The 17,176-nt window shown below is 64.5% G+C and carries 18 protein-coding genes and 1 tRNA gene; 4 read left to right on the top strand and 15 right to left on the bottom strand.

The annotated features are described in order from the left end of the window. Positions 1-87: 87 nt before the first annotated feature. Together LB569_RS27050 and LB569_RS27045 are read right to left on the bottom strand one after the other, a co-directional pair. A complete protein-coding gene (locus LB569_RS27050; protein ID WP_224694773.1) occupies positions 88-459 on the bottom strand; it encodes a hypothetical protein in 372 nt (123 codons plus the stop codon). 143 nt (positions 460-602) lie between these two features. Next, positions 603-851: a DUF1127 domain-containing protein gene (locus LB569_RS27045; RefSeq protein WP_224694772.1), complete on the bottom strand. Its 249-nt coding sequence runs from the start codon at positions 849-851 to the stop codon at positions 603-605. Between the two features lie 237 nt (positions 852-1,088). Here LB569_RS27045 and LB569_RS27040 point away from each other — a divergent pair, with 237 nt between their 5' ends. Beyond that, positions 1,089-2,609 (top strand): winged helix-turn-helix domain-containing tetratricopeptide repeat protein, encoded by a 1,521-nt coding sequence (locus LB569_RS27040; RefSeq protein ID WP_224694771.1) that lies wholly within the window; start codon positions 1,089-1,091, stop codon positions 2,607-2,609. A gap of 33 nt (positions 2,610-2,642) precedes the next feature. Here the strand turns inward: LB569_RS27040 and LB569_RS27035 are convergent, their stop codons facing one another. Then, positions 2,643-2,999, bottom strand: coding sequence for a hypothetical protein (locus LB569_RS27035; protein WP_224694770.1), 357 nt, complete (start codon positions 2,997-2,999; stop codon positions 2,643-2,645). 164 nt (positions 3,000-3,163) lie between these two features. Here LB569_RS27035 and LB569_RS27030 point away from each other — a divergent pair, with 164 nt between their 5' ends. Further along, positions 3,164-3,343: a hypothetical protein gene (locus LB569_RS27030; RefSeq protein ID WP_041163272.1), complete on the top strand. Its 180-nt coding sequence runs from the start codon at positions 3,164-3,166 to the stop codon at positions 3,341-3,343. Between the two features lie 44 nt (positions 3,344-3,387). Here LB569_RS27030 and LB569_RS27025 read toward each other — a convergent pair whose 3' ends face one another. The 3 genes from LB569_RS27025 to LB569_RS27015 form a co-directional block, all read right to left on the bottom strand. Continuing rightward, a complete protein-coding gene (locus LB569_RS27025) occupies positions 3,388-3,924 on the bottom strand; it encodes a cytochrome b (protein WP_224694769.1) in 537 nt (178 codons plus the stop codon). 181 nt (positions 3,925-4,105) lie between these two features. Then, complete coding sequence (locus LB569_RS27020) at positions 4,106-4,414, bottom strand: UBP-type zinc finger domain-containing protein (RefSeq protein ID WP_224694768.1); 309 nt, start codon at positions 4,412-4,414, stop codon at positions 4,106-4,108. A 70-nt stretch (positions 4,415-4,484) separates the two neighbouring features. Further along, positions 4,485-6,161 (bottom strand): FAD-dependent oxidoreductase, encoded by a 1,677-nt coding sequence (locus LB569_RS27015; RefSeq protein WP_224694767.1) that lies wholly within the window; start codon positions 6,159-6,161, stop codon positions 4,485-4,487. A gap of 300 nt (positions 6,162-6,461) precedes the next feature. On the opposite strand from LB569_RS27015, the gene LB569_RS27010 reads away from it, so the two are divergent. After that, the gene (locus tag LB569_RS27010) at positions 6,462-6,947 is read left to right on the top strand and encodes a hypothetical protein (protein WP_224694766.1); all 486 of its coding nucleotides are present in this window, start codon (positions 6,462-6,464) and stop codon (positions 6,945-6,947) included. Positions 6,948-7,148: 201 nt separating this feature from the next. Here LB569_RS27010 and LB569_RS27005 read toward each other — a convergent pair. The 9 genes from LB569_RS27005 to LB569_RS26965 all read right to left on the bottom strand — a co-directional run bounded on the left by LB569_RS27005 (position 7,149) and on the right by LB569_RS26965 (position 15,910). Next, a tRNA-Leu gene (locus LB569_RS27005) sits at positions 7,149-7,233 on the bottom strand. Positions 7,234-7,382: 149 nt separating this feature from the next. Continuing rightward, on the bottom strand, positions 7,383-8,003 hold the full coding sequence (locus tag LB569_RS27000) for a 2,3-bisphosphoglycerate-dependent phosphoglycerate mutase (protein WP_140703458.1): 621 nt from the start codon (positions 8,001-8,003) through the stop codon (positions 7,383-7,385). A 32-nt stretch (positions 8,004-8,035) separates the two neighbouring features. Further along, positions 8,036-8,857: a 4-hydroxy-tetrahydrodipicolinate reductase gene (dapB, locus tag LB569_RS26995; RefSeq protein WP_224694765.1), complete on the bottom strand. Its 822-nt coding sequence runs from the start codon at positions 8,855-8,857 to the stop codon at positions 8,036-8,038. After that, positions 8,854-10,713, bottom strand: a complete 1,860-nt coding sequence (locus LB569_RS26990) for an ABC transporter ATP-binding protein (protein ID WP_224694764.1) — start codon at positions 10,711-10,713, stop codon at positions 8,854-8,856. Before LB569_RS26990 ends, dapB begins: the two co-directional genes overlap by 4 nt. Positions 10,714-10,792: 79 nt before the next feature. Then, entirely contained in the window at positions 10,793-11,839 is a 1,047-nt protein-coding gene (locus LB569_RS26985) for a glucokinase (RefSeq protein ID WP_224539694.1), read from the bottom strand. A gap of 187 nt (positions 11,840-12,026) precedes the next feature. After that, a complete protein-coding gene (gene mepA, locus LB569_RS26980) occupies positions 12,027-13,112 on the bottom strand; it encodes a penicillin-insensitive murein endopeptidase (RefSeq protein ID WP_224694763.1) in 1,086 nt (361 codons plus the stop codon). 65 nt (positions 13,113-13,177) lie between these two features. Further along, entirely contained in the window at positions 13,178-14,086 is a 909-nt protein-coding gene (locus LB569_RS26975) for an SDR family oxidoreductase (protein ID WP_224694762.1), read from the bottom strand. Further along, positions 14,083-15,237: a tRNA epoxyqueuosine(34) reductase QueG gene (gene queG, locus LB569_RS26970; RefSeq protein ID WP_224694761.1), complete on the bottom strand. Its 1,155-nt coding sequence runs from the start codon at positions 15,235-15,237 to the stop codon at positions 14,083-14,085. The genes LB569_RS26975 and queG overlap by 4 nt, the downstream gene beginning before the upstream one ends. Next, entirely contained in the window at positions 15,218-15,910 is a 693-nt protein-coding gene (locus LB569_RS26965) for a glutathione S-transferase family protein (protein WP_015314714.1), read from the bottom strand. The genes queG and LB569_RS26965 overlap by 20 nt, the downstream gene beginning before the upstream one ends. A 321-nt stretch (positions 15,911-16,231) precedes the next feature. Between LB569_RS26965 and LB569_RS26960 the strand changes: the two genes are divergently transcribed. Next, positions 16,232-17,038: an undecaprenyl-diphosphate phosphatase gene (locus tag LB569_RS26960; protein WP_015314715.1), complete on the top strand. Its 807-nt coding sequence runs from the start codon at positions 16,232-16,234 to the stop codon at positions 17,036-17,038. Positions 17,039-17,176 lie beyond the last annotated feature (138 nt).

The raw sequence follows: 17,176 nt of genomic DNA, 5'->3' as shown, positions 1-17,176 counted from the left end.
CCTGAATGCACAGGCGGGCGCGCCTTGGGTATGGTCTTGTAGCCAAGCTATGGCTCGAACAGGAAAACCGTCAAGCTGGCAAACCGGTCAGGGGACCAGGTCGATCTCCTCGGTCTCGCCGCCGCTGCACGTATAGCAGCAATCCTCGCATTTCTCCTTGTTGCCGGGGCCGACGCCCCAATAGGTACCCTCGTCGCCATCGACCCAGGCGCCGTAGCAGATCGATTCGCCCTCGTTGCAGGAAATCGGCAGCTGCTTGGTCTCGCCGTCGTCGAGATAGAAATCCTTGCCATCGCCCGGCCAGACATAGTCGCGGTCCTGGCTGTAGAGCTCGAGGCGCATGGCATTGGGGTGGCTGTTCTTGACGGCGAAGGTGACGTCGCCGGCCTGGGCGGCGGGCACGAACAGGAAGGCAAGCGAAAACGCGGCGGCGAGCCGGCGCGCGGATATGACTGACATGGAAACCCCCGATATGGAATCGGCCCCCACGGCCGACGGGGGATCATGCCATGACGCGGGCGGGGGCTAAAGGGATGCCAAGGGCAATCCCTAATATAATCGCATGTGCAAGCCGGCGAACCGGCGTCATCGCCGACTTCGCTCTATCGTTGCCAGAAAGGCAGCTTGGCGATCTCTTCATCGACCTGCTGTCTGGTCAGACCGATATCGTCGATCAGATGCGGATTAGCTTCCGAGATTCGCTTGAGATCCCAGCGGAAGCGGGCCCGTTGACGCCAGGCCGCGATGGTGTTTCGCAGGCTGGCAAGGCCGTAGCGCCGGCGCGACGCCTGGCCCACGAGCGTTCCCCGTCGCGCTGCCTGATGCAGGGTCGATGCAAAGGTGTTGGTCATGGCAACCTCCATGTGGTTTGGCGCCCATACGCTTTGAGAATGGGCCGCCTCGAGCTGAAAGAGGTTGGAGTCTGCAGGATATGGGCGGCGGCGTAATTAAGCCCTCCCAAATAGTTCTCAAAAGTTCCAAACCTGCGCTAACTCTTTGTTTTGGCGCTACTCCCAAGGAGCGCGCGCCACGCGTTTCGCCGGCAAGACGCCTCACACTTTTCCCGGAATTGCTCTATAGATGCGCCCATGCAGGGATCGCGCTTTGCCTTTGGTCCGTTCGTGCTTGATCCGGGTGCGGGAACGCTGCTTCGGAACGACGACCCCGTTGCCGTCGGCTATCGCGGGCTGAAGCTGCTTGCGGCGCTCGTCGGACGGCCCGGCGAAATCCTGCAAAAAGCCGAATTGATGGACGCTGCGTGGCCGGGAACGGCCGTCGAGGAAGGCAACCTCACCGTACAGATCGCACAGCTGCGCAAGCTGCTCGGTCCGCCCGGCATTGGGAGTGAAGCGGGTGGCGAATGGATCGCGACCGTTCCGCGCGTCGGCTATCGCTTCGCGGGGACCGTCGAGCACCTTACTGGCGCCAGACCAAAACCCCTGCCGCTGCCGGACAAGCCGTCGATAGCGGTGTTGCCCTTCGTCAATTTCAGCAACGATCCGGGGCAGGATTCCTTCTGCGACGGCTTGACCGAAGACTTGATCACCGACCTGTCGAGAATCTCCGGCCTGTTCGTCATCGCGCGCAATTCGACCTTTGCCTACAAGGGAATGGCGATTGATGTGCGCGCGATCGCCGGGGAGCTTGGCGTCCGCTATTTGCTGGAAGGCAGCGCGAGGCGCGAGGCGGGGCGCGTGCGCATCAATGCACAGCTCGTCGACGCGGCGAGCGGCGACCATCTATGGGCGGAACGCTTCGACCGCGGCCTCGACGATATCTTTGCCGTCCAGGATGAGGTGACGGCCAAGATCGTGGAGGCATTGCTCGGCCGGCTGCGCGCGCCGCCGCCACGCAACCGGCCCACCAATCTCGACGCCTACGATCTGTGCGTGCGGGCGCGCAAGCTGATCGACGATTCGCCGCAGACGGCGCGGGAAGCCCATCTGATGCTGACGCGCGCGATTGCGCTCGATCCCGACTATGCCGAGGCCTATCGCTGGCTGGCCATGAACCACTGGATGGGATGGGTGCATTGGGGCGAACCGGTCGACCCCAATCGCCGCCTTGCCCTGGATCTGGCGCGCAAGGCGGTCTCGATCGATCCCAACGATGCCGGCTGCCACTGGGTGCTCGGCAATCTGCTTGCCTATGAACATGATTTCGCCAGGGCGGATGCCGAATTCGCCAGGGCGTTCGAACTCGACCCCAACGAGGCCGACGCCTGGGCGACATTAGCTGACATAACCACCCTGGCGGGACGGGTCGAGGAGGGCCTGGAGCAGATCCGCAAGGCTTTGCGGCTGAACCCGTTTCCGGCGAGCTGGTACTATCTGACGCTCGGCCAGGCGCAATATGCGGCGCGCGACTATCAGGGCGCCATCGAGACGCTGCGCCGGGACGAGACCTACCGCACGAGCTCCCGCCGCTTCCTGGCGGCGAGCCTGGCGCAACTCGGCCGGCTCGACGAGGCGCGCGCCGAGGTCGAGCTGTTCCTGGTCGGCAATCCGCATTTCACCACCAGCCACTGGGTGTGGACCGAACCGTTCCGCGACGACGCGACGCGCGACCATTTCGTCGACGGCTTCCGCAAGGCCGGCCTTCCGGATTGACGCGCCGGCGTGGCCGCCGCGCGGCAAGCACTGTTACGGCACCAGGTCGATCGTCTCGGTCGTGTGCTCCACGCAGATGAAGCAGCAGGTGTCGCAAGGCTGGTCGTTATCGGGCCCGACGCCGGCGGAGATCTGGTCGTTGCCGTCGACCCAGGCGCCATAGCAGATGCGTTCGCCCTGATTGCAGGAGATCGGCACCGATTTCCGCGAGCCCGGATCGACAAGGAAGACCTTGTCGTTGCCCGGCCAGACCGTCTCGCGGTCGCGGCTGAACAGCTCGATCGCGACCGGCTCCTTGCGCAGGTTCTTGACGAAAAACGCCATGTCGGCGGCCTCGGCCGAATTGGCCAGGACCAGTGCCGCCAGCGCAACCATGCGAAACAGCGTCACCGCCGACCTCCACCGAATCATCGCGGGCAGGTTCGCACGCCCGCCGGGAACTAGGAAGACAGGCAAGCTGCGCCGTTACGAACTCGGCCCGTTAACAAACTCGGAAGGAGTTGCTTAACCGTTCACGGCTATGTGACCTCCCGGGGGGCCATGGCAAAGTGAGTATGATGAGCGACAGCCCTGAGAAGCGCAGCGAATGGCGCGCCATTTTTTACGTACAAGCCCGCGTCGCCATCCTGTTCGTACCGGTGGTGGCCAGCCTGCTGCTCATCGCCGCGCTTGCCGGCAACGACCGCAAATCCGTTCCCGATGTCGACCGTACCGTTACGGGCTCGGTACGATAGGCAGCGAGACTCCCTGCCGCTGATCCGCTTTTGCTTGGGTTGCGTCAGGATCGCGTCGGCAGCATGCGCTTGAGCACGTCATCCTTGCGGATGAAATGATGCCATAGCGCCGCGGCCGCGTGCAGCCCGGCAAGGATGAGGATGAGATTGGCGCACAGGCTGTGCAGCTCCCTGATGGAACGCGCCGTACCGCTGTTCGGCGCAAACGGAGCCGGAATGGTGAAGAGGCCGAAAAAGCTTAAGGCGTCGCCCCTGTACCAGGTGAGCAGGATGCCAAGCACCGGAATGGTTACCAGCAGCGCGTAAAGCAGGAGATGCGCGACCCTGGCCGCCCATCGCTCGAGCCCCGACATTTCCCGCGGCAGTCCCGGCGTTCCCACCGTCAGGCGCAGGGCGACGCGGATGACGACCAGCGCGAAAAGCAGCATCCCGAAGGAAATGTGGAACCACCAGACCAGCGCACGGCCGGGATCGCCGCGTGGAAAAAGATCCTCCAGATAAGTCAATCCGTAGAGGCCTATGACCAGTACGAAGACGGCCCAGTGGATGGCTTTCTGCGCGCCTGTGTAGGTGGGGTTCATTTGGCTCGTCCAGTTTTGAATGTTTCTAAACTAGCCGCGATCATGTCAAAGCTTTGTCGCAACAGGGGCTTTGTCGCAACAGAGGTTCTTTCGGCCGGGCGCCTGCAGACTGCGTTGCACAAAAAAGCCAGGACGAACCGGGCTTTTGGGTTTTCTCGGCGGGCATCCGGGCCGCTCTGCGTCAATAGAAGCGCGGGATCGGACCGTTCTGTGGCGTCGTGCGGTCGCCGAGGTCGATAAACACCTCGTCGACATAGCACCAGCCCCAACCTTCCGGCGGGTCGTAGCCCTCGATGACGGGATGGCTGGTGGCGTGAAAATGCTTGGTGGCGTGGCGGTTGGGGGAGTCGTCGCAGCAGCCGACATGGCCGCAGGTGCGGCAGAGCCGCAGATGCACCCACCACGAGCCGCTCTTCAGGCATTCCTCGCAGCCGAGCGCGCTCGGCGTCACGTCCCTCACATCAGCCGCGTGTCTGCACTCATCCGCCATCGCACTCTCCCGACCTGGCTCTCATTTGAAGCATGATCTTTTTCCGAAAACCGGTTCTCACTTTTCGGGATCATACTTTCGGCGCGTCGGCGGGGCTGCCTTCCCGCGCCAGAAATGCATGCAAGGCAGCGACCACCTGGGCGCCTTCGCCGACGGCCGCCGCGACGCGTTTGACCGAGCCGGAGCGCACGTCGCCGATGGCGAACACGCCGCTGCGGCTCGTCTCCATCCCACTGTTAGCCGTTGCTATGTCCGATCCGGTGCGGATGAAACCCCTGGCATCCAACGCCACGTCGGATTGGGCGAGCCAGTCGGTGTTCGGTTCGGCGCCGATGAACAGGAAGAGATGACGGATCGGCCGCGTCGTTACCGCGCCGCTCGAGCGGTCGCGCCAGCGGACAGTGGCAAGATTGCCTTCCTCGCCGTCCAGCGCCTCGATTTCGGTGCCGGTCAGCACCTCGATGTTCGGCTGCGCCCTGATACGCTCGACGAGGTAACGCGACATCGAGGCCTCGAGATTGCCGCCACGCGCCAGCAGCGCCACCTTCCTGACCTGGCTGGCAAGGTACACGGCCGCCTGGCCGGCCGAATTGCCGGCGCCGACCAGGGCCACTTCCTGGCCGCCGCAAAGCCGCGCTTCGATGGGCGAGGCCCAATAATGCACGCATGTGCCCTCGAACGCGGCGAGGTTGGCGACATCGAGGCGGCGATAGCGCGCGCCGCTGGCGATCACCACGGAGCGCGTGCGCACCGTCTCGCCGTCGCCGACCGCAAGCTGGTAGCGAGCGCCATCGCCGGCGGCACCGAGCAGCTTCACCTCGTCGGGGATGACCATTTCGACACCGAATTTCTGCGCCTGATTGTAGGCGCGCGCCATCAGCGCCATGCCGGTAATGCCGGTGGGGAAACCGAGATAGTTCTCGATGCGCGCGGAGGCGCCGGCCTGGCCGCCGAAGGCCCGGCAATCGAGCACGATGGTCGACAGCCCTTCGGAGGCCGCATAGACCGCCGCCGCCAGCCCCGCCGGCCCGGCGCCGACGATGGCGACGTCATAGACCTTCGAGGCGTCGACCGGCCGCAACAGCCCGATGCAGCGGGCAAGGTCGCTCTCGCCGGGATTGTGCAGCAGCTTGCCGCTTGGGCAAAGCACGATCGGCAGATGGTGCGGGTCGACATGGAACCGCTCGATCAACGTTTTCGCGCAGGGGTCGCTGTCGGAATCGAGCGCGCGGTGGGGCTGGCCGCTGCGGGCGAGAAAACCCTGCAGCCGCAGGACGTCGCCATTGCCCGGAGGACCGATGACGATCGGCCCGCTAATGCCGCTTTCGAGCAGGCCGACGCGGCGCAGGATCAGCGCCCGCATGACGCGCTCGCCGAGATTGGCCTCCTGCACCATCAGGTCGCGCAAACGCTGCGAGGGGATGACGACGGCCTCGACCGGTTCGACAGCCTCGGCATTGACCAGCGACGGACGGCTGGAGAGCTGCGCCAGCTCGCCGACGAAATTGCCGGGGCCGTGGGTGATGATCGGCTCGCGCGAGCCGATCGAGGCCTGCGTGATGGCGACCTTGCCCGACAGGATGAGGATCAGGCCAGGCGAGACCTCACCAGCGGTGACGACAGGATCGCCGGCGGCATAGGTCCGTGCCTCGCCGAACCGGCGCATCCGCTCGACATCCGCATCGCCGAGGATGGGAAACATCTGGTCGCGGCGCGCGGCAATGGTCGGGCTGACGGAAGGGGCCATGGCGCGAGCGTAGCGAAGTGGTGGGGCGGTTTGAAGCGGTTTGTTGGGGGCTGGCGCATCCATGCCCGCACATCCCAATTCACGCATGGCCAATCCATGAGAGAAGCCATGCTGGTGTCCTGACCACGGGCATAGATGGCCGTGACGATGCATTGATGATCGCTGAGAAGTCAGAACGCAGACTAAATCCCTTCGTTTCGTGGCAATTCGGTTGACCAATTGCTCCGCTACAGTTGCGGCGACGATTGGTGCCCTATATCCTTCAAAAGGACACCGAAGTGTCCATCTATGGGGGGTAAAATGCCAACACTGAATCAGACGAAGAGCGTCTTGTCCTTGGAGAAGGCAACTGAAAGAGTCGAAGACCAGATCGATGACATGCTGAAATGGTACTGGAAAGAAACCCAGAAACTGGAATCTTGGACGTGGTGGCTCCAAGTTTCAGGTTTATTTTTGGCGTTCCTAACGACGGTGGTGGCTGCTTATCCATCTGACGACAAAATGGTTAAGTGGGCGGTCGTCATTCTATCCGCCGCAGCTACTTTGGTGTCTGGGTTTCTGTATAGAACGGGTATTGAGCGAGCTGCACATCTTCGCGAGCAGGGTCGCATCAAGCTCTCTGCGATAAAGCAAAGGACTATTCTTCAGCTATCCCAAGAGCCTATGACCGTAGAGGAGCAAGCATCCCGCATTCTGCAAATTGTCGACGTTATGCAGGACGTGGACGAGCGGTTCGGCGTCCATCTTTCGGCCGCAGCCAGAACAAAAGGACGGAGCGCTGCATAGGAACTTAGTGGCCGTCGTCGTTCTTCCCCGCATTATTCGATAGGAAATGTTCGGTCATAGGCTAGCGCACATGCCTAGACATCAGTGGGGCGTGGCACGTGGTAATGAGCCTTTTCGTTCACCAGACAGATGCGCCTAAACACAAATGCGGATGCGAATCGAAAGACTTATCTCCGTGATCCCGTTGGTAGTCGGGAAAGATGGTGCCCAGAAGAGGACTCGAACCTCCACTCCTTGCGGAACACGGACCTGAACCGTGCGCGTCTACCAATTCCGCCATCTGGGCTGGTGCGGGCTCATGTAAGCGGGCAAGCGATGGCTGTCAACGCGCTTTTTTCGCGGGCCGATGCTCGCCGGCTCAGTTTCGGGCGCCTGCGCCGCCCCTCACCTGCCTGCCGGCATCCTCTCCCCGTATAGTGACGGGGAGGAACGCTCTCAACCTTCCAGTACTTCCTTGGAAGCCACGGTCGAATCCGCGTTGAGCTGGTAGATGATCGGCACGCCGGTGCCGAGTTCAAGCTTGACGATCTCCTCGCCAGACTTGCCGTCCAGCGCCATGATCAGCGCGCGCAGCGAATTGCCGTGGGCAGCGACCAGGACGGTGCCGCCGCGCAGCACATGCGGCTGCAGGTCGTGCAGGTAGTAGGGCCAGACGCGGGCACCGGTGTCCTTCAGGCTTTCGCCGGCGGGCGGCGGCACGTCGTAGGAGCGGCGCCAGACATGCACCTGCTCCTCGCCCCACTTCTTGCGGGCATCGTCCTTGTTGAGGCCGGAGAGGTCGCCATAGTCGCGCTCGTTCAGCGCCTGGTCGCGGATGGTCTGGAGGTCGCTCTGGCCGACGGCGTCGAGAATGTGCTGGCAGGTTTTCTGCGCCCGGATCAGCGCCGAGGTGAAGGCGATGTCGAATTTCAGGCCGCGCGCCTTGAGCTTCTGGCCGGCGGCCTTGGCCTCGGCGTGGCCCTGCTCGGTCAGGTCGACGTCGCGCCAGCCGGTGAACAGGTTCTTCAGGTTCCATTCGCTCTGGCCGTGGCGCACGAGCACGAGGGTTCTCGACATTTTTGCTCCCTTGGGGTTCGCGGATCGGAAGCTCAGCTTAGGCCGAGCACGTCCCGCATCGAATACAGTCCCGGCTTCTGGCCCCGCGCCCAGAGCGCGGCCTTGACCGCGCCGCGGGCGAAGATGGCGCGGTCCTCGGCATGATGGGACAGCGTGATGCGCTCGCCGGTGCCGGCCAGGATCACGCTGTGGTCGCCGACCACCGAGCCGCCGCGCAACGTGGCGAAGCCGATCGTGCCTTGCTTTCGCACACCCGTATGGCCGTCGCGTGAACGCACGTCATTGCCGGAGAGGGCGATGCCGCGCCCGGCGGCGGCGGCCTCGCCGAGCAGCAGTGCGGTGCCCGACGGCGCATCGACCTTGTGCCTGTGGTGCATTTCGAGGATCTCGATGTCGAAATCGTCGGCGTCGAGCGCGCGCGCCGCCTGTTCGACCAGCACCGCCAGCAGATTGACGCCGAGGCTCATATTGCCCGACTTGACGATGGTCGCGTGGCGGGCGGCCGCGGCGATCCTGGCATTGTCATCGGCCGAGCAGCCAGTCGTGCCGATGACGTGGACGATACGCGCCTGCGCTGCGTAGCCGGCGAATTCGACTGATGAGGCCGGCGTGGTGAAATCGAGCACGCCATCGGCTTTGGCGAAGACCGGCAGCGGATCGTCTGATATCGGCACATTGATGATGCCGATGCCCGCCAGCTCACCGACATCCTTGCCTAGATAGTGAGAATCCGGGCGCTCGACAGCGCCAATGACGCGGGCGCCCGGAATGGTGTGGATGGCGCGGATCAGCGTCTGGCCCATGCGGCCGGCGGCGCCCACCACCACGAGGCCCATATCGCCTGCTTCGCTCATGTGCTCCTCACAGCAGTCTTCTTCGCACGCGTGGCCCGAACCGGAGTTTGGATCGGCTTGCTGTCATCGACAAGCCCCAGCCCCTTCTTGCCCTGGATGCGGTGGAAGCGGGAATAGATGCTGTCCGGGTCGGCCATCAGCGTCGCATGGGTGCCTTCCTCGACCAATCGTCCCTCTTCCAGCACGATGATGTGGTCCGCATTGACCACCGTCGACAGACGATGCGCTATGACGATGGTGGTACGGCCTTCCATGACATGGGTCAGCGCCTCCTGGACGCGGGCCTCCGCCTCGTTGTCGAGCGCCGAGGTCGCCTCATCGAGTAGCAGGATCGGTGCCTGGCGCACGATGGCGCGGGCGATCGAGACGCGCTGGCGCTGGCCGCCGGAAAGGGTCGAGCCGCCTTCGCCGACCGGTGTGTCGTAACCTTGCGGCTGCTGGCGGATGAACTCGTCGGCGGCGGCCTGCGTCGCGGCCTGCTCGATCTCCGCGTCGGTGGCCGAGAGCCGGCCGTAGCGGATGTTGTCGCGGATCGTGCCTTCGAACAGATAGGGTGCCTGCGCCACATAGGCGATCGACTGCCGCAGCGAATGCTTGGTCACCTTCGAGATGTCCTGGCCATCGACCGCGATGCTGCCCTGGTCGACGTCATAGAAGCGCTGCAGCAGCGCCACCAACGTCGACTTGCCGGCGCCCGAGGCACCGACGATGGCCGTGACCTTGCCGGCGGCGGCGGTAAAGCTCAGGTCCCTCAGCACCGGCATGTCGGCGTTGTAGCCGAACGTCACATTGTCGAAGCGCACCTCGCCGGTGGTGATCCTGGCCTCGACAGCATCGGGCGCATCGCCCTGTTTCGGCTCCAGGTCGAGCAACTCGTAGATCATGCGTGCGTTGACCAGCGCCCGTTCCATGCCCACCTGTGTGCGCGCCAGGCGTCTTGCCGGATCGTAGGCCATGATCAGCGCGGTGATGAAGGAAAACACCGCGCCCGGCGGCTGCCCGAGATACAGCGCCCGGTAACCGGAATAGGCGAGCACGGAGGTGATGGCGAGACCGCCCAGAATCTCGGAAATCGGCGACAGCCGCTCCGAGACGCGGGCAATCTTGTTGTTCCGCTGCTCGGCCGTGTCCGCCATGATGCCGATGCGGCGCGCCAGCTCAGCCTCCAAGGTAAAGGCCTTGACGATGGCGATGCCTTGTGTGGCCTCCTGCACGGACCCGTTCAGCCGTGAATTGATCAGCACGGATTCCCGGTTGATACGCCGCAGTCGGCGGGTGATGTAGACGACGGCCCAGATCAGTGGAGGGCCGATCAGCAGCGAACTGAGCGACAACACCGGATCCTGGTAGATCATGACGCCGACGAGAGCGACCAGCGTGACCGCGTCGCGGCTGATGGAGGTCAGTGTCAGCGACAGCAGATCGCGAACGCCGCCCACATTCTCGCTGACCTGTGCCGCCAGCCGACCGGACCGTGTATCGTTGAAGAAGTTGACGCCGAGCTTCATCAGATGGTCGAAGGCACGCTTCTGGTAGCGCGCGACCAGATTGTTGCCGATACTGGCCAACGCGACTGCCTGGCCGTAACCGGCGAAGCCGCGCAGCACGGAGGCGCCCATGAAACCGGCGCAGATCAACCAGAGCATATCGCCGCGGCGTTCGTAGAAGATCTGGTTGATCATCGGGGCCATGATCCACGCCGTGAACGCGGTGGTGCCGGAAACGATCAGCAAGCAGGCGACGGCAACGACATAGGTCCAACGATACTCGTTGCCGTTTTCTGCGAGGATGCGGCGGAGCACCGCCGTGACCTCGCCGGGGGTGGCCTTTTGCTTGGTTGGGTTTTGAAGTGTCAAATCAGAGGGCTTTTGTCGGTTTCCGCTTCCCGTGGCCGGGCAATTCGGCACCCCTATTAGCGCCAAGCAGCCGGCTTGCCTATGCCTTCGAGTGACTAACTTCGTCGCGCCACCGCCGGCCCGCCGTCTGGACGCCGAACAGCGACGGGTTTCGGGCATAGGCGGCAAGGCCGAGAAGGGCGGCCAGCGGGTGGGTGATGACGTAGACCGGCATGGTGCGCATCAGCGCGCTGTGCGGCGCCTTGTCCTCGAAGGCGGCGCGGAAATTGCCCTCCTTCAGCGCCGGCACGATTTTTTGCGCGATGCCGCCGGTGAGGAACACGCCGCCACGGCTCATGAACACCAAGGCAAGGTCGCCCGCCGTACGCCCGAGACAGGTGACGAAGGTCTCCAACGCTTCCTGCGCCACCGGATCGGTCTTGGCCAGCGCCGCACCGGTGACCTCGGCCGGCGTGGTCAAGGGCGCCGGCTTGCCATCGGCCCTGGCCACCGCCCGGTAGACGTTGACCAGGCCGCGCCCACACAGGATCTGCTCGCCCGAAACGCGGCCCTCGAGCTTCTCGATATGCGGGAAAACCTGGTAGTCGCGCGGCGTGCGCGGCCCGATGTCCATATGGCCGCCTTCGCCGGGCACCGGAATCCAGTGGTGCAGCGCGTGGACCAGCCCGGCGACGCCGAGTCCGGTTCCGGGGCCGAGCACGACGCGCCCGGCGTTGGGCTCGGGCGCGCCGCCGCCGATCTTTTCCATATGCTCTTCGCCGAGCGCCACGACGGCCAGCGCCTGCGCCTCGAAATCGTTGAGGACGACGATATCGCTCAAGCCCAGATTGGCGAACATCTGCCTCGGCTTGACGACCCAGGGACAGTTGGTGAGCTCGATCTCGTCACCATCGACCGGGCCGGCCACGGCCAGTACCGCCGAATTGGGGCGGACGGACGAGCGGTCGAGCACCGCCGCCTGGATCGCCTCGTCGATGGTGTTGTAATTGGCGGTTTGGACGATCATCGGCTCGCCGGCCTCGGAATTGGCGTCGAGCACGATCGAAAAGCGCGCATTGGTGCCGCCGATATCGCCGATCAGGATCGGAAACCGCAGCAAAGTCTCGTCATCGGCTGTGCTTGGCATGCTCTCGTCCGTTCCCCGGCGCCCCCAACGGCGCTTTGCCGTTCTTCCGTTGACTAGCGCATGGGTTTGAAAAGGGAAACGGTTTTCGAACCCGCCGGCGTGCAGGGTCGGGTTATGCGGCCAAACGGCCACTGTTTCATGAAAACAGGCCGCTAAACCGATTGAGACGGCCGATGGCGCCCAACACTCATTTCGCGGGCGGTCGTGGCCGCGGCACCGGCACGCCGACCTCGGGCGTCGCCGTGAAGGCGTTCACCGCGCTTGGCAGGCCGGCCGTCCCGCTTGCCGTGGTGGCGGGCAGCGACGGCGCTTCCGGTTCGGGCGCGGCAACCGCGACTGGCACGGCGCCGCCGTGATAGGTCGCCGCCTCGGCCGAGGCCGGCCCCGGCGCGTCGAGCACGGCCCGGCATTCCTTGGGCAGGTTGGCGATCGTCATCACGTCGCGCGCCTTGGGCGCATCGGGGTTCTTGTTGGGCCGCCACGGCTCCTGGGTGAACCACCAGGCCAGCGGCTTGCCGCAGCCATCGTCATCCGGCGTCGCTTCCTGCGCCTTGCAGGTGGGCGAGCCAGGCTGGCAGCCGATACGCATGTGGAAATGGTAGTCGTGGCCCCAGAACGGCCTGATCTTGCGCAGCCAGGTGCGGTCGCCCTTGACCGTGTCGCAGAGCTTTTTCTTGATGCCGGGATTGACCAGGATGCGCTCGACTTGCGGATAGCTCGCCGCCCGCTTCAGCAACGCCGTGTGCCGCGGCGTCCACAATGCGTCCTTCACCAGATGCGTCTTCTCGTCGACCATCAGCGTGGCGCTCATGGTCTCGCGCTGCGCCCTGGTCATGGTGCGGTCGGGCATCGGCGTCAGCCAGATGTCGGCGTCGAGCCCGATCTGGTGCGAGGCATGGCCCGTCAGCATCGGGCCGCCGCGCGGCTGCGCGATGTCGCCGATCAAAAGGCCCGGCCAGCCATCGGCGGCCGCGTCGCGCGACAGTTGCTCGATCGTGGCGATCATTGCCGGATGGCCCCAGCGACGGTTGCGCGACGGCCGCATCACCTGCCAGGTCGGGCCGTCCATGGGAATGGCGACGCCGCCGGCAAAACAGCCCTTGGAATAGAAGCCGAAGGATTGCGGCGCGGTGGCGGTCGGCAGTTTCTCGGCGCCGAACAGGTCTTTCGCCCGCTCCTCGGCGGCCGCCGGCTGTGCGGCCAGGCCTGCAATGGCCAGCACCACCGCCAACACCGCATTTCTGGCGCCGAGCGATCGCGTCGATGATTTCATGAACCGCACCCCCGTGCCTGCAACCGCCGAATCATACCACGCCAAGCGTCACGCTTCGATCGTCCTCATGCCTTGGCGCCCTTCATCGGGCTGCGCGGCGCGCCGTCGCGCCAGTCGCCGCTTGCCCACATATGGTCGAAGGCGGCGCGGTAGTCGGGAAAGCGAAACCGATAGCCCGCCGCCTTGATCGCCGCATTGGCGACCCGCTTGTTCTCGCCATAGAAGGACCGCGCCATGGGCGAAAGTTGGGCGCCCTCGAAGGGAATTTCGGGCGGCGCCTCGATACCCATCAGCGAAGCGGCGTAGGCGACGACATCCTGCGGCGGCGCCGGCTCGTCGTCGGTGACGTTGAAGATGCCGCCCGTATTGCCGCCGATCAGATGCCAGAGCGCGCCTGCAATGTCATCGCAATGGATGCGGTTGAACACCTGATCCGGCTTGACCAGCCGCCTTGCGGTGCCGTTTTCCAGATTGACCAGCGCATTGCGCCCCGGCCCGTAAATGCCGGACAGCCGCAGGATCGCCACCGGCCGGTCGATTTCCCTGCCGAACTTCTGCCACGCCTGCTCGGCCTCGACCCGCATGACCGAGCGCTTCGACACCGGCCGGCAGGCGGCCGTTTCATCGACCCAGGCGCCGCCATGATCGCCATAGACACCAACGGTCGAGAGATAGCCGATCCATTGCAGGTCAGGCATCCCTACGATTGCCTCGCGGGTGGCATTCAACACGGGATCGCCGGGGTCTTCCGGGGCGACCGAGATCACCAGATGCGTGGTTTTCTCAAGCGTTTCGCCGATTTCGTTCGTCAACTTGCCGTCGAACAGCAGCGGGACGATGCCGGCCTGGCGCAGCGCTTCGAATTTTCCCTCGGAGCGTGTCGTGCCGACGATCGTGGCGGCTCCCCTGTTGGCACGGGCAAAGGCCTTGCCGGAATAGCCGGCGCCGAAGATGAAAACCTGCTTTTGGCTCATGCATGCGTCCTGGTTGGCCGCGCCAGGCGCCATTCCTCGCGGACGGCGCCGTCGCTCTCGCTCTGCAGGCCGTCCGCGGCCCGTTCGGCATATTCGGTTTCCGGCACCAGCCGCGCCAGCGCCCAAATTGCCGCGCCCCGCACCAGCGGCGAGGCATCGCCGAGCAAGGACCGCACGGTACCGGCAAGCGACTGTTCGCCGGAATTGCCGGCGGCAATCAGCACGTTGCGGACAAAACGGTCGCGGCCAATGCGTTTGATCGGCGAACCGGAGAAGAAGGCCCGGAAGGCAGCATCGTCCAGCCGCAACAGCTCGACCAGCGGCGGCTCGCGCAAATCGTCGCGGGCGGCGAGCTTGGTCTCGGACGCGGCGCGGGCGAACTTGTTCCACGGACAGGCGGCGAGACAGTCGTCGCAGCCATAGATGCGGTTGCCGATTTTCTCCCGAAATTCATGCGGGATCGGCCCCTTGTTCTCGATGGTCAGGTACGAAATGCAGCGCCGCGCATCGAGCCTGTAGGGTGCCGGGAAGGCATCGGTCGGGCAGGCGTCGAGGCAGGCGCGGCAGGAGCCGCAATGGTCGATCTCGGGCTTGTCCGGTTCCAGTTCGGCCGTGGTGAAAATGGTGCCGAGGAACAGCCAGGAGCCATGCTCGCGGCTCACCAGATTGGTGTGTTTTCCCTGCCAGCCCAGACCCGCGGCCTCGGCCAGCGGCTTTTCCATGACGGGTGCCGTGTCGACGAAGACCTTCACGTCGCCGCCCGTCCGCGCCACGATCTTGCCGGCGATTTCCTTCAGCCGGCCCTTGATCACCTCGTGATAGTCGCGGTTTTTCGCATAGACCGAGATGGCGCCCCGATCGGGCCTGGCCAGAACCTCGCGCGGATCCTCGTCAGGCCCGTAATTCATCGCCAGCACGACGATCGAGCGCACGTCGGGCCAAAGCGTCGAAGGCTCGCTGCGGCGCGCGATCGTCTCAGCGATCCAGTCCATCGAGCCATGAAAACCGTCGGCGACGAATTCGGCGAGCCGCGCCGGAGCCAGCGGGATGGCGTCGGGAGCGGTGACGGCAATGGCAGCGAAGCCGGCGCGCCGCGCCTCCGCGTCGATCAGCGCACGCAGTTTTGCCGCGTTAGAAGTCGAGGTCCGCATAGTGCGACACCGGCGACAGGCCGCGCACGCGGTCGGTCAAGAGCGGCCGGAACGAAGGCCGCGACTTCACCCGCGTGTACCATTCGCGCGCGGCGGGATGTTCGCGCCAGTCGATCTCGCCGAGATAGTCGAGCACAGAGAGCGTCGCGGCGGCCGCCAGGTCGGCATAGGTGACCCTGCCGCCGGCCAGCCAGTGGCGGGTGCCGGCCAGCCAATTGGTGTATTTCATGTGCTGGCGGATGTTGGCGCGCGCGGCGCGGATGGCGCCCGAATCGGGCGAGCCGCCGCCAGCCGTTTCCGGCATCACCGGCTTCAGCACGCGCTCGCGCACGAGGTGGCGGGTGACCTCGCTCTCGGCCTTGTTGAGATACCAGTCGATCAGCCGGCGGATTTCGGCGCGCTGCATCGGGTCTTCGGCGAACAGCCGCTTGTCGCGCTTGAGCACGCCGCGCGTCTCGTCGAGATATTCGGAAATCACCGTCGCGCCGATGATCGGCACGTCGCCTTCGGCCAGCAGGATCGGCAGCGTGCCGGCCGGGTTCAGCGCCAGAAACTCCTTGCGCCGCGTCCAGGGCTTCTCCTCGATCAGCGCCAGCTCCTCGCCGTACTCGCCAAAGGCGAGGCGGACGAAGCGGCAGGTGGCGAACATGGGGTGATGGAAAAGCGTCAGCATGGTTCCGCGATGATAAAGCGCACTGGTGTGGTTTGGATTTGAAGTTCCTGTCCCCTCAACGGCATCCGCGTTCAGGAACTTCAAATCCAAACCACACCAGAACTTGAGTTGGCAGTGTGGCTCAGAACCCGGAATTCGCGCATCGCGCTCGTCCCAGCTATGGCGAATTCCGGATTGCCACACTGGCGAATCGCAGGGCGCACCGGTAAGTCTTGGCCGCCCGGTTAGCGGGCCGTCAGGGGTGCTGCGACCTATAGGGGGACTTCAACGCCATGACAAGCAAGCCGTGCCGTTAGCCGTCATGCAAATGCCGAGGTAGAAATGGAAAGCCAGACCATCGTCGAAGCCCTGCTGCTCGGCCTGTTGGAGGGACTGACCGAATTCATACCGGTGTCCTCGACCGGCCATATCCTGCTCGCCGGCCATTTCCTCGGCTTCCAGTCGACCGGCAAGGCCTTCGAGATCCTGATCCAGCTCGGCGCCATCCTGGCGATCCTGAGCGTCTATTTCCGCCGGCTGTGGCAGATGCTGCTCGACCTGCCGCATGACCGGCTGACGCGGCATTTCGTCATCGGCATCCTCATCGCCTTCCTGCCGGCGGCGATCATCGGCGCGCTGGCGCACGACTTCATCAAGACGGTGCTGTTCGAATCGCCACGACTGATCTGCATCATGCTGATCATCGGCGGCGTGGTGCTACTGGTCGTCGACCGCATGAATCTCAAGCCCGTCTATCGCGACGTCGAGCGGTTTCCGACCCGACTTTACCTGCAGATCGGGCTGTTCCAGTGCCTGTCGCTGATCCCCGGCACCTCGCGCTCGGGCTCGACCATCGTCGGCGCGCTGCTACTGGGCGTCGACAAGCGCGCGGCGGCGGAATTTTCCTTCTTCCTCGCCATCCCCACCATGGTCGGCGCCTTCGCCTTCGACCTGTTCAAGAACCGCAACGTGCTGACCTCGGCCGACCTGCCGATCATCGCGATCGGCTTCGTCGCCGCCTTCGTCACGGCCTTGGTCGTGGTGCGCTACCTCCTCGATTACGTCTCGCGCAACGGCTACTCGCTGTTCGGCTGGTGGCGGCTGGTTGTGGGGATCGTCGGGCTGGTAGCGTTGATGATCTGGGGGTGAGCGCAGCGACCGGTTCGGTTGGAGCAACCGAACGTTAGCGCTGCCCCTCACCTGCCTGCCGGTGTCCAGCCGATAGATGGGTAACAGTTTGAACCGGATACATAGGTAACAGTTTCTCCCCTTATGATGGGTTCGCCG

Origin of the sequence: Mesorhizobium sp. BH1-1-4 (genome assembly GCF_020165665.1) — a bacterium.
GTDB lineage: Bacteria > Pseudomonadota > Alphaproteobacteria > Rhizobiales > Rhizobiaceae > Mesorhizobium.
Note: the sequence above shows the minus strand (reverse complement) of the source record. Positions and strands in the feature narration are given on the sequence as shown.